Source organism: Pseudomonas sp. NFACC56-3 (genome assembly GCF_900100025.1).
GTDB lineage: Bacteria > Pseudomonadota > Gammaproteobacteria > Pseudomonadales > Pseudomonadaceae > Aquipseudomonas > Aquipseudomonas fluorescens_AA.
The window spans coordinates 15788-30866 of record NZ_FMTK01000017.1 but is presented as its reverse complement, the minus strand read 5'-3'; the positions used below and the strand labels follow the sequence as shown (position 1 = coordinate 30866).

At 58.6% G+C, this 15079-nt stretch carries 11 protein-coding genes; 7 read left to right on the top strand and 4 right to left on the bottom strand.

All coding sequences use genetic code 11. From position 1 onward, the window contains the following. Nucleotides 1-11: 11 nt before the first annotated feature. Both BLO80_RS20710 and BLO80_RS20705 read right to left on the bottom strand, forming a co-directional pair. Nucleotides 12-821 carry an alpha/beta fold hydrolase gene (locus tag BLO80_RS20710; protein ID WP_092330806.1) on the bottom strand — a complete coding sequence of 270 codons (810 nt, stop codon included), beginning with the start codon at nt 819-821 and terminating at the stop codon, nt 12-14. Then, the gene (locus BLO80_RS20705; protein ID WP_092330803.1) at nt 818-1966 is read right to left on the bottom strand and encodes an FAD-dependent monooxygenase; all 1149 of its coding nucleotides are present in this window, start codon (nt 1964-1966) and stop codon (nt 818-820) included. Before BLO80_RS20705 ends, BLO80_RS20710 begins: the two co-directional genes overlap by 4 nt. A gap of 313 nt (nt 1967-2279) precedes the next feature. Here BLO80_RS20705 and BLO80_RS20700 point away from each other — a divergent pair, with 313 nt between their 5' ends. The 4 genes from BLO80_RS20700 to BLO80_RS20685 all read left to right on the top strand — a co-directional run bounded on the left by BLO80_RS20700 (nt 2280) and on the right by BLO80_RS20685 (nt 8047). After that, nucleotides 2280-3332 (top strand): 2,5-dihydroxypyridine 5,6-dioxygenase, encoded by a 1053-nt coding sequence (locus BLO80_RS20700; RefSeq protein ID WP_092330801.1) that lies wholly within the window; start codon nt 2280-2282, stop codon nt 3330-3332. A gap of 101 nt (nt 3333-3433) precedes the next feature. Beyond that, nucleotides 3434-3874 carry a MarR family winged helix-turn-helix transcriptional regulator gene (locus BLO80_RS20695; RefSeq protein WP_092330798.1) on the top strand — a complete coding sequence of 147 codons (441 nt, stop codon included), beginning with the start codon at nt 3434-3436 and terminating at the stop codon, nt 3872-3874. A gap of 107 nt (nt 3875-3981) precedes the next feature. Continuing rightward, complete coding sequence (locus BLO80_RS20690) at nt 3982-4491, top strand: (2Fe-2S)-binding protein (protein WP_092330796.1); 510 nt, start codon at nt 3982-3984, stop codon at nt 4489-4491. Beyond that, on the top strand, nt 4484-8047 hold the full coding sequence (locus tag BLO80_RS20685) for a molybdopterin cofactor-binding domain-containing protein (RefSeq protein ID WP_092330793.1): 3564 nt from the start codon (nt 4484-4486) through the stop codon (nt 8045-8047). Before BLO80_RS20690 ends, BLO80_RS20685 begins: the two co-directional genes overlap by 8 nt. Nucleotides 8048-8053: 6 nt before the next feature. Here the strand turns inward: BLO80_RS20685 and BLO80_RS20680 are convergent, their stop codons facing one another. Together BLO80_RS20680 and BLO80_RS20675 are read right to left on the bottom strand one after the other, a co-directional pair. Next, nucleotides 8054-8695, bottom strand: coding sequence for a TetR/AcrR family transcriptional regulator (locus tag BLO80_RS20680; RefSeq protein ID WP_092330791.1), 642 nt, complete (start codon nt 8693-8695; stop codon nt 8054-8056). A 359-nt stretch (nt 8696-9054) separates the two neighbouring features. After that, a complete protein-coding gene (locus BLO80_RS20675) occupies nt 9055-10512 on the bottom strand; it encodes a hypothetical protein (RefSeq protein WP_092330788.1) in 1458 nt (485 codons plus the stop codon). A gap of 863 nt (nt 10513-11375) precedes the next feature. Here BLO80_RS20675 and BLO80_RS29545 point away from each other — a divergent pair. From BLO80_RS29545 to BLO80_RS20655, 3 genes are all read left to right on the top strand, one after another. Further along, nucleotides 11376-11870, top strand: coding sequence for a hypothetical protein (locus BLO80_RS29545; protein WP_139197076.1), 495 nt, complete (start codon nt 11376-11378; stop codon nt 11868-11870). 225 nt (nt 11871-12095) lie between these two features. Then, a protein-coding gene (locus BLO80_RS20660; protein ID WP_092340972.1) for an IS5 family transposase occupies nt 12096-12949 on the top strand; the annotation gives its coding sequence in 2 pieces (ribosomal slippage) (nt 12096-12437 and nt 12440-12949; 852 coding nt in all). Nucleotides 12950-13786: 837 nt separating this feature from the next. Then, on the top strand, nt 13787-15058 hold the full coding sequence (locus tag BLO80_RS20655; protein ID WP_092334251.1) for an ATP-grasp domain-containing protein: 1272 nt from the start codon (nt 13787-13789) through the stop codon (nt 15056-15058). The last annotated feature ends 21 nt before the right edge of the window (nt 15059-15079 follow it).

Genomic DNA, 15079 nt, shown 5'->3' with positions numbered 1-15079 from the left:
TGTCTCCGGAATCAGCTGAGGGGGCGGCCAAGGAAGGTGCCGAAGGCGGCGAAGAAACCTTCGAAATCGTCCCAGGGAATCATGTGTCCGGCGTCTTTCACGTGCACGGTCTGGATCGACGGCTGCAGGCCGCGAATCTCGGCTTCGTCTTCGGCACCGATCACGCCGCCCTTGCCGGCGATCATCAGCAAGGTGGGCAGGTGGTTGCGGGGAAAGTCCTGATGGATATCCACCTCGTGGAAATCGCTATACGCCTTGAGGATTGCCGGCGCATAACAGGTGTGCAGCCATTCGGCACGCAGGGCCCGTTGTTCTTGGGTCCAGGTCGGGCAGAACGCGAGCATGTCGTCGGCGTTCATGCCGTGTTCGGCCTGGCGGATCGAGTCGACGTACCACGGCAGCTTGCCCGGGTACTCGCGGCGGCCGGGGCCGGACACCGGCGGGTCGATCAGCGCGAGCCGGCTGAAGGGCGCGTCGGGGTGGCGGGTGGCGGCGCGCAGAATGAAGCGCGCGCCCATGGAGTGGCCCACCAGCAGACAATCCTGGAGCCCCAGGGCCTGGGCGAAGGCGACGATGTCATCGGCGCAGGCGTCGGTGCCATAGTCCAGGTTGGGCCCGGTGGAAGACAGGCCGCGGCCGCGGGCGTCGAGAACATAAGTGTCGAAGTGCTCGGCCAGGCGCTCGGCCACGAACCCCCAGGTGATAGCCGGGCTGGTGATCCCCGGAATCAGCAACAGCGGCTGCCCCTTGCCGCCGTAGCGCAGGTAGTGCTGGCGGATACCGTTGGCTTGCACGTTGGCACCGTAGAGAAGGTTGCTCACGCTGCGTTCTCCGATTTCAGCGGATGGTCGAACAACTCGTACCCGAATACCCACGAGGGGTCTTCCTGGGTGCGCAGCCAGGTGTTGGCGTTGGACACCGCCTGCACACGGGAGGCGCGCTCCTTGCGGTTGGCCTCGTACAGGCGGAAACCGGTGGCGTAGTCGTTGAGGCCGGTTTCCATCAGGCAGCGGGCGAGCATGGCGCCGTCTTCGATGGCCATGGCCGCGCCCTGGGCCATGTGCGGTTTCATCGGGTGGCAAGCGTCGCCCAGCAGCACCATGCGGCCCCTGCTCCAAACCGGCAGCGGCTGGCGGTTGAGCAGTGGCCACTTGGTGATGCTCTCGGCGTTCTCGATCAGCGCCTGCACGCTCGGGTGGTAGCCCTTGAAGGCGTCGAACATGGCCTCGCGGCTACAGTCGACGAAGCTGGCATGACCCCCTTCCCATTCGGCCTGGGGCACGCCGCTGACAAAGTAGTACTCGTCGCGCTTGGCGGTGGTGTAGTAGACCATCAGGTGGCGATCGCCCGACCACCACTTCACGCAGTCTTCGAAATTGAAATCGTACTTGGCCAGCTTGTGCGCCGGGATCAGCGCGCGGTGGCCAACCCAACCGCTGTAGGTGGGTGCTTCGGCGCCTAGCAGGTGCTCGCGGACCCGGGAGTTGATGCCGTCGGCGCCGATCACGATGTCGGCGCGGGCCTGGGTGCCGTCGGCGAATTTCAGCAGCACGTCGCTGCCGCTTTCATCGAGGCTGGCCAGGTGTTTGTTGAAGTGCACCGAGCCGGGCTTGACGGCGGTCATCTGCAGGGCATGTAGGTCGCCGCGGTGCACGGTGATGTAGGCTGCGCCGTATTCCTTGCGGGCGAAATCGCCCAGTGGGATGCGCGACATGTATTCGCCATCCTGGTCGCGGCTTAGCCAGAAGTCCGGGTGCGAGCCCATGGCTTCGACCTGCTTCTCGATACCCTGGCGGCGGAAAATCTTCAGCACATTAGGGCCCATGTGGATCCCGGCGCCCAAGCGCGAGAATTGCGGCGCCTGTTCGTAGAGATCGACTTCGAAGCCTGCCTGTTGCAGCGAAGCGGCGGCTGCCACGCCACCCAGGCCAGCGCCGACGATAGCGATTCGTTGTGTTGCCCCCATGGGACGTGTCTCCTCGATGACCGATCTCAAAAGCGCGGGACCGGAACGCATTTACAGTGTATGCACTATTTATTTTTCCTGTGAAGAGCCTATTCAAAAATATTTAAAAAATTTCATCTGTTGAATAAGCGCTGGTTTACCCAATAAAACATAGGCTGCATACGATTTAAAGTAATTGGCTCGCCCTTTGCTGAGCCGCCTGAATAGTGTCGGCGCTTGCAAATATACAGTGCACACATTACAAATACGCACCATCACGAAGCGCTGCGCGCCATCGCGGTGCATAGTTCCAATTCAGCGAAGGAGAGAGGCAATGGCTGTCAGCGACGGTGAACTGACCCAGATGTTCGAGCACGTGCTCAAGCTTTCGAAAGTGGATGCCACCCAGAGTGTGGCCATTCTCAAGGCCCATTACTCCAACCCGCGCACCGTGCGCGCGGCAATGGAGGCCGCCCAGCGCCTGGGCGCCAAGGTCTACGCCGTGGAGCTGCCGGCCTTCAACGCGCCGGTGGCCATGGGTAATGACATGACCGCCTACTGCGGCGACACCGCGCTCACCGGCAACCTCGCGGCCCAGCGCGCGCTGGAGGCCGCCGACCTGATCATCGACACCATGATGCTGCTGCACTCGCCCGAGCAGGAGCAGATTCTCAAGACCGGCACGCGCATGCTACTGGCCGTGGAGCCCCCGGAAGTACTGGCGCGCATGCTGCCCACCGAGGCCGACAAAGCCCGCGTGATGGCCGCCGAAGCGGTGCTGAAGCAGGCCCGCACCATGACCGTACGTTCCCCCGCCGGCAGCGAATTTCGCGCCGCGCTGGGCCAATACCCGGCCGTGACCGAATACGGTTACGCCGACGCCCCGGGCCGCTGGGACCACTGGCCCAGCGGCTTTCTGTTCACCTGGCCGAACGAGGAAACCGCCGAAGGCACCCTGGTATTGGACGTAGGCGATATCTTGCTGCCGTTCAAGACCTACTGCCGCGAGCGCATCACCCTGGAGATCGAGAAGGGCTTCATCACCCGCATCCACGGCGGTTTCGAGGCCGAGTACCTGCGCGAGTACATGAAGTACTTCAACGACCCCGAGGTGTACGGTATCTCCCATATCGGCTGGGGCCTGCAGCCTCGCGCGCAGTGGACCGCCATGGGCTTGCACGACAAGAACGACGGCATGTGCATGGACGCCCGCGCGTTCTATGGCAACTTCCTGTTCTCCACCGGCCCTAACACCGAGGTAGGCGGCAAGCGCAAGACGCCGTGCCATATGGACATCCCATTGCGCAACTGCGATATCTACCTGGATGACCAGGCCGTGGTACTGGCTGGTGACGTGGTCGCCCCGGCCGACTCCATCGCCCGTTGACCTGCATCGCTGGCGCCTGTGACGCAAGGTCCGGGCGCGCGGCGGTGGTGAACTTTGAGTTATCGTATGTATTTTCCAGCTGCTGCGGACCCGTCCTGCCCATGAGTTCCCCCGATTCTTCCTACGCTTTCACCGAACAGGTGGGGCACTTGCTGCGCAAGGCTTACCAGCGCCATATGGCGATCTTCCAGCAGAACGTTGGGGAGTCGCAGCTCACGGCGGTGCAGTTCATTACCCTCTGCGCGGTGCGCGACAACGGCCCCAGCTCGCTGACCGAGCTGGTGGCGCTGACCGCCGTCGACCAGGCCACCATCCGCGGCATCGTCGAGCGCCTCAAGGCTCGCGAACTGATCGAGCTGGGCCACGACGCCAAAGACCGGCGCAAGGTAATCGTGCACCTGTCCGAGGCCGGCCGCATGGCGGTAAAGCAGACCGAACCCTGTGCCCGGCAGATCAGCGAGCTGACCCTGAGCAACCTCAACCCCGGCGAGCGGGTGGCAATGCTGTTCCTGCTGCGCAAAATGATCGACGACCCGACCTGACTCACCTGCTTTGCCACACCTGGCGCGAGGCTCCGCGCGCCAGCCAGGCAATTGGCACCGTTCTTGCCTTTTGATGTAGTAAGTACTACACGAAAATAGAGAGCGGCATGAACAAACCTCTTTCGTCCACCACCACGGTCAGCGTCAATTGCATCGTCAACGGCCAGCCGGTGACCTGCAGCGCCATGGCCGACACGCCCTTGCTACTGGTGCTGCGCAACGACCTGCACCTCAATGGTCCCAAGTTCGGCTGCGGCCTGGGCGAATGCGGGGCGTGCACGGTGATCGTCGACGCAAAGGCCGCGCGTTCCTGCGTGCTGCCTTTGAGCGGGGTGGCGAATCGTAACGTCACCACCCTCGAAGGCCTCGGTGACCGTCACCACCCGCACCCGGTGCAGCAAGCCTTTATCGATGCCCAGGCGGCCCAGTGCGGGTATTGCCTGAACGGCATGATCATGACCACCAAGGCCTTGCTCGACCGCAACCCCGACCCTAGCGAAGAACAGATCCGCCGCGCACTGTCGGCGAACCTGTGCCGTTGCGGTACGCACTTGGAAATCCTTGCTGCGGTGCGTCGCGCCGCCCAGCTATACCGTGAGGGCCACTGCAATGACTGACCGACCCGTTCCCACCCAGGCCGAACTGCTGGCGCGCGAGGGCGTACTGCTGGTGGTCGACCGGATCCAGCCACCGCCCGACCTGGTGCCCAAGGGCAAGACTCCAGTCGTCAAGCCCGAGGAACTGGGGCTGTTCATCGCCCTGTGCGACAACGGCGAATACTACGCCTTCAACGGCCACGTCGACCTGGGCACCGGCATCCAGACCTCTCTGGGGCAGATCGTCGCCGAAGAACTCGACCTGCGCATGGACCAACTGCGTGTGGTACTGGGCGATACCGCCCGCACGCCGAACCAGGGCGCAACCATTGCCAGCGCGACCTTGCAGATCTCTGCGATACCGCTGCGCAATGCCGCCGCCGAAGCCCGTCGCTGGTTACTGGCCGCCGCCGCCAAGCGCTGTGGCAGCGATGACCTGCGCATCGAGGCCGGTGTGGTGCATGGCCGCGATGGCCAGGCGCTGAGTTTCGCCGAATTGATCCAGGGCCAGCGCATCGAGCTGAGCATCAGCGGCACTGCGCCCCTGAAGCCGCTGGACGATTACAAACTGGTGGGGCAAAGTTCGGCGCGCGTCGATATTCCGGCCAAGGCCACCGGCGAACTGACGTTCGTGCAAGACATGCGCGTGCCCGACATGCTCCACGGGCGGGTCGTACGTCCGCCTTATGACGGCTACGATACCGGTGTGTTCGTCGGCACCAGCTTGATCGCCGTGGATGAAAGCTCCATCGCCCATCTCCCCGGCATCGTCCGCGTGGTGGTGATCGGCGACTTCATCGGTGTGGTCGCCGAGCGTGAAGAACAAGCGATCAAAGCCGCCCGCGAGCTCAAGGTGCAATGGCGGCCCTGGCAGCAGCATTTACCAAACCTCGACAATATCGAACAGGCGTTGCGCGACAACCCGTCCATTGAACGGGTCGTGCACGACACCGGCGGCGTCGATACGGCATTGGCCAGTGCCGCGACGCGGCTGACCCGCCGCTACTTGTGGCCCTATCAACTGCACGGCTCCATCGGCCCGGCCTGCGCGGTGGCCGACTATCAACCGCAGGCCACCCGCATCTGGTCCGGCACACAGAACCCCCATGCCCTGCGCGCCGACCTCGCCTGGCTGCTTGAGTGCGATGAAACCAGCATCGAAATCATCCGCATGGAAGCCGCCGGCTGCTATGGGCGCAACTGCGCCGACGACGTATGCGCCGATGCCGTGCTGCTGTCCCGCGCGGTCGGCAAACCGGTGCGCGTGCAACTGACTCGCGAGCAAGAGCACGCCTGGGAACCGAAAGGCACTGCGCAACTGATGGACGTCGACGGCGGTATCGATGCTGCCGGCGACCTGGCCGTGTACGACTTTCGCACCCGCTACCCGTCCAACGGCGCGCCCACCCTGGCGCTCCTGCTTACCGGACGCGTCGAGCCGGTGCCGGTGGCCTACGAGATGGGCGACCGCACCGCTGTGCCCCATTACAGCTACCCCGAGTTGCGGGTGAGCATCGAAGACATGGCACCCATCGTGCGCGCCTCCTGGCTGCGCGGCGTATCAGCGCTGCCCAATGTATTCGCACATGAATCCTATATTGACGAACTGGCTTACGAAGCCGGCATCGACCCGGTGGAATACCGCCTGCGCTACCTGCCCGACGAACGCGCCGCCGAATTGGTGCGTGCCACTGCCGAGCGCGCGCAATGGACACCGCACACCCAGCCTGGGCAAACGCCCAGCGAAGATGGCGTGCTGCGTGGCCGCGGCTTCGCCTATGCGCGCTACATCCACAGCAAATTCCCCGGTTTCGGCGCCGCCTGGGCCGCCTGGGTAGCCGACGTGGCCATCGACAAGCACACCGGCGAAGTCGCTGTGACCCGCGTGGTGGTCGGCCATGACGCCGGCATGATGGTCAACCCGGCCGGGGTGCAACACCAGATTCACGGCAATGTGATGCAGTCCACCAGCCGCGTGCTCAAGGAACAGGTGACCTTCGAAGAATCGCGGGTGGCCAGCAAGGAGTGGGGTGGCTATCCGATCCTGACTTTCCCGCAGGTGCCCGAAGTCGATGTACTGATGATGCCGCGCCAGAACGAGCCGCCGCTGGGCGCCGGGGAATCGGCCTCGGTGCCGAGCGCCGCGGCCATCGCCAACGCCGTGTTCGACGCCACCGGCATCCGCTTTCGTGAACTGCCGATCACCGCCGAGCGGGTGCTGGCCGCGCTCAAGGCCGCCGAGCCTCAAGACCCACTCGGGCTGCCTTATGCCGCACCGGTGAAAAGCAAGAAGCGCAAATGGCTGTTCGGCGGCCTGGCCGGGCTATTCGGTACGGCCTTGGGCCTGGGGATCAGCGCCATGCCATGGCGCGCGGAAATCGCCGCGGTCACGCCGCCGCCGGCCGGTACCTGGAGCACCGCCACCCTCGAGCGCGGCCGGCAATTGGCCGCCGCCGGGGATTGCGCCGTGTGCCACACCGCCCACGATGGCGTGACCAACGCCGGCGGCCTGGCCATGGACACGCCGTTCGGCACCTTGTACAGCAGCAACATCACCCCTGACGCGCAGACAGGCATCGGCAACTGGTCCTTCGCCGCCTTCGACCGCGCCATGCGCAAGGGCATCAGCCGCGATGGCCGGCATCTGTATCCGGCATTTCCCTACACGGCCTTTCGCAACATCAAGGAAGCCGACATGCAGGCGCTGTACGCCTACCTGATGTCGCAACCGGCAGTACCGAGCACGCCACCGGCCAACCAGATGCGCTTCCCGTTCAATGTGCGGGCGCTGATGGCGGGCTGGAACACGCTGTTCCTCAAGCAGGGTGAATACCAGGACGACCCGACCCGCAGCGCCCAGTGGAACCGCGGAAATTATCTGGTCAATGGCCTTGGCCACTGCGCTGCCTGCCACTCGCCGCGCAACTTGATGGGCGCGGAACAGGGCGGGGCGAAGTTTCTTTCCGGGGCGATGGTTGATGGCTGGGAGGCGCCGGCACTGACCGGCCTGTCCAAGGCGCCTACGCCCTGGACCGAAGACCAGCTATTCACCTACATGCGCACCGGTTTCAGCGCCGAGCACGGCGTGGCGGCCGGGCCCATGGGGCCGGTGGTCAGCGAGTTGTCGACCTTGCCGGACGATGATCTGCGGGCGATCGCCCATTACCTCGGCACCCTCGAAGGTAAGCCCGCCGCCCGGGCGCAGCAGGCAGTCGCCAGCGCACCGAGTACGGCCAACCTGGCCAATGGCCGACGGGTGTTCGAAGGCGCCTGCGCCGGTTGCCACAGCGCCCTGGACGGCGGCCCCGAGCTGTTCGGCGTGAGCCCCTCCATGGCCACCAATACCAACGTGCACAGCGACCGCCCCGACAACCTGATCAAGGTCATTCTGCACGGCATCGGCCACCCCGCGGTGAGCGAGCTGGGCTATATGCCGGCCTTCAAGGACAGCCTCTCGAACACCCAAGTCAGTGACTTGGTGGCCTACCTGCGCAGCAACTTCGCCGCCGACAAGGCGCCATGGCCGCCCCTCGCCAAGCAGGTCGCGTGGCTGCGTGCCAACCCTGGCAGCCATTGAGCCCTGTCAGCCAACGGCCAGCCCGCGCAGTACTTGGTCGCGGGCGTAGTCCAGCCAGCGGTCGCGGGCGTTTTTGCTGTCCAGATCGACACCCAGGAAGGCACCCAGGGTGTGCAGGTTGGAGTTGTAGAAGTAGCACAGCGAGGCAATCAGCAGGTAAGTATGGAGCACGTCCACGTCGGTCCGAAACACCCCCTTCGCTTGCCCCGCCTGGATGATCGGCGCCAGGGTATTGAGCGCCGCCCCTGACAGCACCAAAAGGTGGGGCGATTTGCGCGAGTGCTTGCCTTTGTGCAGATTTTCGCTGTTGAGGATGCTGATGAATTCGGGATGGCGCCCGTAGTAGTCCCACACGAACCCAAGCAGTTGCTGCACCGCCGCGATCGGCTGTTCGAGGTCGAAGCGCTGGCGGCTCTCGGCTTCGTTGAAGTCGGCGTAGATGCCTTCCAGCACGCGGATGAACAACTGCTCCTTGCTCTTGAAGTAGTAATAAATCATGCGGTCGTTGGATTTCGCCAGCCGCGAGATTTTCTCGATGCGCCCGCCCGAGTAGCCGTCCTGGCTGAATACTTTGGTGGCGGCCTTGAGGATGCGTGCGCGGGTTTCTTCGGCTTGTTGGCTGCGCAACCCGGAATTGGGAGTGGCCATGAGGATCCTGTGGCGGAGAGTGCTGGGGCAATGATACGCCATGAAGCTGTGCGGTATGAGCAGAGGTGATAATGCAGCAACTTGATCTGCAGGCGATCCGCCAGACGCTGGCCCGTCTACGCGACGGACAGCCGATCTGGTCTGGCTCTGGTCAATGCCTGCGGGGGACGCATCGGTGCCCCGCAGGAACTTTTGATCGCCGGTGTTCTGATTTTGAGAATTAAAACTGTCGCAGCCAGTAATGACACTACTTTGCGGTGTCCAGAGCACCGCAGCCTGACCAGCCTACGGGAATAAATAGCCTACGCCCCCCATGATGACGCTGATTGAAAGCTTCGAGGGATATAAGCCGTGCGACTTCAATCTTCGAGCTCACTGAGCGGTCGATCTTTCATTTCATCGAGGTGTTTGCTTATCCCTAGCAAGCTGCTGGATGTTCGGTCTTTGATGGCGAAGCGAATCAGCTGTTGGATATGAGCGCGCTTTATACTCGTCGTTTTGGCGTAAGCCTTTACCCCATCGGCGACTATATCCCAGCCAGAATTTCCGAAAAAAATTTGGCCGTATGCTTGCATCAGAAGCTCAGCCGCGTGGGAAGGTGGAGTATGGGTCGCCCCTTTCGATATGAGCTTTCGTCCGGGAAAGACTGCATAGCTCGAATTGCTCCTCCCCTTGAACTCGTTGTCTGTTTTGACGCTGTTGTAAAATGCTCCGACCAAGGTCATCGCAAACATGAAGGTATGAGGTGATTTACCATGGTTTTCTCTTGCCTCATGCAGGCCGCCTCGTTGGCCCCGCGAAACGATATATCGCTCTTGTAGCTCGGTACTCCACCGCACCGCAAGATCGATGTCGGTGTGGTTCATTGGTCGCTTGAAATCCGAGTCAGGACCGATGAGGCTCCCGCCGGGTCCAAACCAGCTAGTGAGACCCTCCTTGAGCATCTGCCTCGCACGATCCGGACTGAGGTCATCCATTACGACTGGAACTTCGGTGATGCCCCGTTTGTTAAGCTTTTCAAGGATTCCAATTGCGAGATCAGCAGCTTCGCGACCCCGAGCCTCCTTTGCAGCGTATTCGAGCAGGACACGATTAGCAGAGAGATTCACACTTACCAGCGCCAGAAGACTATTTGGAATAGGTTTTGCCGCAGAAGAATCTTTATCGAACCAACGTGTTAGAACCCCTTTCAAGTAATCCCGTGCTTCCCGAGACAGCTCTTGAATAACCTTAGGGGGTACGCTAGTGCTGATAGGCCAGTCATGCTGCTGCAACCAAAGCTTCTCGGTTTCCTGCAATCGCATATCCATCCATTTCTCAAGACACGCGATAAGATGTCCAAAAACTGTATCGGAGCCCAACGGCCCGCTCGCGAGCTTCAGAGGCGCCTCAGACTGATCACGGACCCAAGATAGCATTGACTTATAATGCTTCTGCAGTGATGCAGGCATGGCCACCTGCAACTCAGTGAAGACCTGCTGACGTATTTGGCCAATGCGGAGATTCTCCTTTGACTGCTCAGATCCCTCGAGTGACCACAGACGAAGTGATGCATCCTTGGTCGGTCTGACCTCTTCCTCCCCGTGAGAACCTAAGACCCAAGCTTCAGGCGGCACACTGCCGAGAATCGCCGGCCCCCATTTGTGATGCAATGACTCTGTCGTTTCGTTGAAGATTTTTGCTACGACAAGCACTTCGGTAGGAAAGTCAGATTTTGCAAGCTTCGCAGCCGTTGGCTCATCGCAGGTCAGGATCCCCTGCAACCGGCTCTTCACCAGTTCGAGATCACTGGTGAGGTAGGGAACTCGATGGGACATTATCACTCCGGTTCTTTCAGACTCCCGTGGCTCATACCACAGGATAAATGGTTTCATTGATACGACGGTAAATGCAGTGATTGCGGGTCCTTTCCAGCGTGACTATCGAGGTCACCGTGGAAAAGACCTGCTCTCAGGACTCGCCGCTAAAAGTCCCCATCGCCGTCCTCATCGTCAACCTCACCCGTGCCTCCGCAACGAGTGCAAACTTCCACCTCTTCTTCTTCATCTCCGTAGCAGGTATGACATTGAGCGAAGGGCTTTTCCTCAGTAGGATCGAAGCCTGTCCCACCGCAGTCCCTGCACTCGATCACGATCGGGCCGCCGCTTCCATTACATAGGGAGCAGCGGCGGGTCATGCTTACTTGGTTCAATGATGTCATTCGTTTTTTCTCCGAGAACGGTGATCCAATGTGGTCACCTGCTCGGAATCTTACGGAAGACGGTTTTGCCTGTTTCAGGACAAAGTCACGGAGTGCAAAATTCCGACAATTTCCATGCCGCAGTCGAGTGTCAGTGCACGCTTGCGTCGCTTGACGCGAATCTCAGTTCAGCCTATCTGCGTACAGATCAATTCCCGCGAACTCTCTCTATCTGACTGTTTACAGATGCCGGATTGAACCACTTGGAGACACATCGCTGCCCCATACTACGGAACCCAAAAGCCAGCGCCGGTAATGATTCACGTAAAAAAGCCTGGGTCAGTGAAACGCAGCAAGCGGGGCAATCTTGCTTCAGCGGCTACAGCGAGATGAATGTTGATATAGAACAATTCTGTACACGCCACAAAAGCCGGCTGGTATCCTTAATCGCCCTTCTGGTGAAGGTAAAATTTCCATACATATGCTCATCGAGACCGCAATATGAGTCCAGAAAGTTATCTTCCCTATGTACCCGTTGTAGTCGCTTTAATCGCTTTTATGGCTTACCGATGGACAAAGAAGTCTGCGTTGAACTCGACTGGAGCTCTTGCCCAAACGATAAAAAGCCATGATACGAAATACACATTTTCTCTGAAATATGATTGCCGGCTGGGGGCATGGAATCATGGTGGACACCTAACAGAGCTCGAAATTAGAAACGCAGGTGAGGTTCCTGTTGATGTAGCCGTTCACTATGAAGGAGGAATAGTGTTTCATGATCTTGAACACCCGCTCAAAATTCATACAACCGCCGCGCATGCGACGATCAAGGCCGGTGAAAAAGAGACGCTGCGCATTGAGATTGTGAATGACGGTTATGCCGGCCGAGCGAAATTTCAGATTCATTGCAAGGCAACGAACGCGAACTGTCCTAAAGGGCAGGAGATGATCCTCGGGGAGGAAATCTTGGACATTCCTAAAAATCGTAGCGCCTGACTCCACACAGGCATCCTTCTGCACGGTAGGAATTGATCACTTTCCTTAACGAGTACCTGAGCTCTACGTCATAGCCGTAAACTTCATTGCGACTCAGCATGCCAAGGATATCGAGAATGCAGCGTTGCGAGTCCAACTTCTGTACGAAATCAGATGAAACTCATTTGAACCCAGCAATCGTCGGGACTCAGTAAAGTCCGCGTCCATCGAAGGCAGGAGCCCACGATGGCCAAACGTTACGAACTTCCCGACGCAGCCTGGGATCTGGTTGCAGACATTTTCAGTGAACCCCGCCGGAACGGACGCCCACGAGCAGATGATCGGCTGATGCTCAACGGCGTGCTCTGGGTGCTCTGCTCGGGCGCTGCCTGGCGCGACATGCCCGAGCGCTTCGGCCCATGGTCGACGGTGTATCAGCGCTTTCGAGACTGGCGCAATCGCGGGACATTCGACCAGATGCTTAAGCGGCTTCACATTAGATTGAACGAGCAAGGGTTAATTGATCTGGAGACCTGGATGACCGATTCCATGGCGGTACGCGCAACCCGGGCCTCTTCTGGTGCTGGGAAAAAAGGGGACCCGAAGAACCGCAAGACCATGCCCTCGGACGAAGCCGGGGCGGCCTGACGACGAAGATTCACATGCTGTGCGATGCCAATGGCGTACCGCTGAACTTTCTACTGTCCGGCGGGCAAGCTAGCGACATTGCCTATGCACAGCCGCTGCTGGATAACGCTTACATCCCAAGTTCGCGAGGGCGCCCTCGCAAGCGCTGCCGATGGTTGCTGGCCGACAAAGGCTACGACGCCGAAGCGTTGCGGCGCTACTGCGACCGCTATCGGATCCAGCCGGTTATCCCGCTGCGCACGATGAAGCGCAAACCCAAGCCAGGATTACCGAGACTGTTTGATCGCCCCAAATACCGACAGCGCAACATTATTGAGCGCATGTTCGGCTGGCTAAAGGAGAACCGCCACATCGTCACGCGCTTCGACAAGCTCGCGAAAAGTTATGCGGCGATGATCTCACTGGCTTGCGCCATGCGGTGTTTGAGACAGTATTTTTCGTACAGTGCCTAGGATCCGACTGGGGAGATGGCTCACGGCTTCGCCACGATTAAAAAGGGTGCCTGCGGACTACTTACAGACACCCCGCCTCAGGGTGGGCACAGCGACCGGCTTATGCCGTGAAGGTGTAATTGAATGACGGTGAACGTGAATCACCCAAGGCAAAATTTCAGCTGCACCGAATGCTAATTGCCGGCGTACAGTGGTTCCTCCAAAAAAAGGGGTAGCGGCGGTCAATCAGTGCCACGTCGGCGCCTTCATCCGCAGCGATCAAAGCGTTCCACTTGAAAGACGTTAAGCAGCGAGCCTGAAGAGTGTCTAGGAAAACCCGAGGCGGTTCATTGACATGACATTTATGACAGAATTCTGCTGTTAAAAAACGCACAAAATTAGTGCCTGGGTTGCGCTTTTTTGGGGCAAACTATTTTAGTAAAAAAATGTTGCAGTTGGTAAATCGTTAGGATAATTTATCAATAAATCAAGGAGTGATTATGCGCAAAATAATAAAGCATCGGACGCTATCCCCCAGTAAAAATAGGTCTTCTCGACCTGCTTTTATCAGCATTACTCAATTCTCAGCTTTGCCAGATACCTGTTCATTGATACCGCGAATAGAGGTGTATTTACGTTCGCCGTTCGATATTTGTGGTCTCATGTTCATGGGCTCTGGGTGCTCGCCTCCATAATTATCTATTGCCCTCCTTAAGAGTGCGCAAAACATATTGGTTTGACTTCTGCTGACCTTGCTATTGGCAAGCCGGTCTAAGAATGAGTGCCTGTGTTTTAAAAAATCGAATGTTTGGCTATCAAGTAGTGTAGCAATTCTTGTTTCGGTCCGGAGCACTCCAAATGATAAAGACAGTAATATTTGTAACTCAGACTTACTTGCAATGGCTTTCCGATGAAGCCATACAAGATGTAAAAAGCTCTGGCATACGACTTGTTTTGCTCGTAAACGCTGGCGAGCCAATACTAAAATCGCTGGATTGTTTTTTCGACAAAATAGTGCCATTAACGGGGCGATTGGGTACAAACATCAGGCCGGTACTTCCATATGAGGACATTCTGACTGTCGTGAAAGAAGAAGTGCGCACGGCTGGAGCGCCCGAAGCGGTGCGCTTGTTTTGCCAAGAGGAAGGGCATGTGCTGGACGCAGCGGCCGTTCGACAAGCTCTTGGTATTCCCGGAGACCGCCCCGAACTGGTATCGGGATTTCGGGACAAGATACTCATGAAAGAGAGGGTGAGCGCTGCCGGAATCAGAATCCCCTTGCATGTCGTACTTGATCTGCAATTGGCAGTTATTGATCCCACTGAGTACTATCTGGCATTGAAACGTGAGATGGGGACTAAACTAGTCATCAAACCAGTTGATGCGGCGGGTAGCCTTAATGTTTTTGTAGTCGAAAACGCAGGCGACTTTGTCGCCGCGATCGAGGCTATTCGTCTATTTGAAAATAAATTTAAGTATGAGGTCGATGAGTTCATTGAAGGTGACATGTTTCAGTGTGACTCCTTTGTGCAAAATGGTCAGGTAAAGTTCTGCGGCACCTTTGAACTCGGGTGCACTAACTTCGACTTTGTGCAAGGGCGACCTCTTACAGGTTTTCCGACGCTCGATCCTGACGTACTAAAGACGCTTGAGGAGTATAACGCACGAGTCATCAAGGCGTTGGGAATGCAAAACGGTTGTACGCACCACGAGTTTTTTGTAAATCCTGCTACAGGGCAGCCTACATTCCTGGAAATTGCATGTCGCTCCCCGGGAGGGGTAGGCGTTTATTTTCATATCATGAATAAGAACTTTAACTTGATAGATGCCTATCTTTACCAGAATACATTGCCTGACCGATTGGGTGAAATCAGGCTCACGCAAGCAAATAATGTCGTAGCGGCACTGTTGCCGGTAGGTCATGGACGCATTGTTTCATTGAACGAGCCTGATGTAGTCAGTCGTTACGATATACGATGGATGGTGGAACGGGGGGCTGTGGTGAATGCCAATACAATTGCTGATGCTGCCGGTATTCTGACCCTCTATAACGACAATCATGATGAACTCAGATCGGATTTTGAGCGGCTGCAGGAGTACGTTCCAGTCACCTGTCAGCCTGAGCATTAAGTTATAAATTATTATTCTTTA

Excerpts from the sequence above, each read along its gene's own strand:
- BLO80_RS20705 (WP_092330803.1), bottom strand. The coding sequence starts at position 1,966 with ATGGGGGCAACACAACGAATCGCTATCGTCGGCGCTGGCCTGGGTGGC.
- BLO80_RS20700 (WP_092330801.1), top strand. The coding sequence starts at position 2,280 with ATGGCTGTCAGCGACGGTGAACTGACCCAGATGTTCGAGCACGTGCTC.
- BLO80_RS20695 (WP_092330798.1), top strand. The coding sequence starts at position 3,434 with ATGAGTTCCCCCGATTCTTCCTACGCTTTCACCGAACAGGTGGGGCAC.
- BLO80_RS20690 (WP_092330796.1), top strand. The coding sequence starts at position 3,982 with ATGAACAAACCTCTTTCGTCCACCACCACGGTCAGCGTCAATTGCATC.
- BLO80_RS20685 (WP_092330793.1), top strand. The coding sequence starts at position 4,484 with ATGACTGACCGACCCGTTCCCACCCAGGCCGAACTGCTGGCGCGCGAG.
- BLO80_RS20680 (WP_092330791.1), bottom strand. The coding sequence starts at position 8,695 with ATGGCCACTCCCAATTCCGGGTTGCGCAGCCAACAAGCCGAAGAAACC.
- BLO80_RS20675 (WP_092330788.1), bottom strand. The coding sequence starts at position 10,512 with ATGTCCCATCGAGTTCCCTACCTCACCAGTGATCTCGAACTGGTGAAG.
- BLO80_RS29545 (WP_139197076.1), top strand. The coding sequence starts at position 11,376 with ATGAGTCCAGAAAGTTATCTTCCCTATGTACCCGTTGTAGTCGCTTTA.
- BLO80_RS20655 (WP_092334251.1), top strand. The coding sequence starts at position 13,787 with ATGATAAAGACAGTAATATTTGTAACTCAGACTTACTTGCAATGGCTT.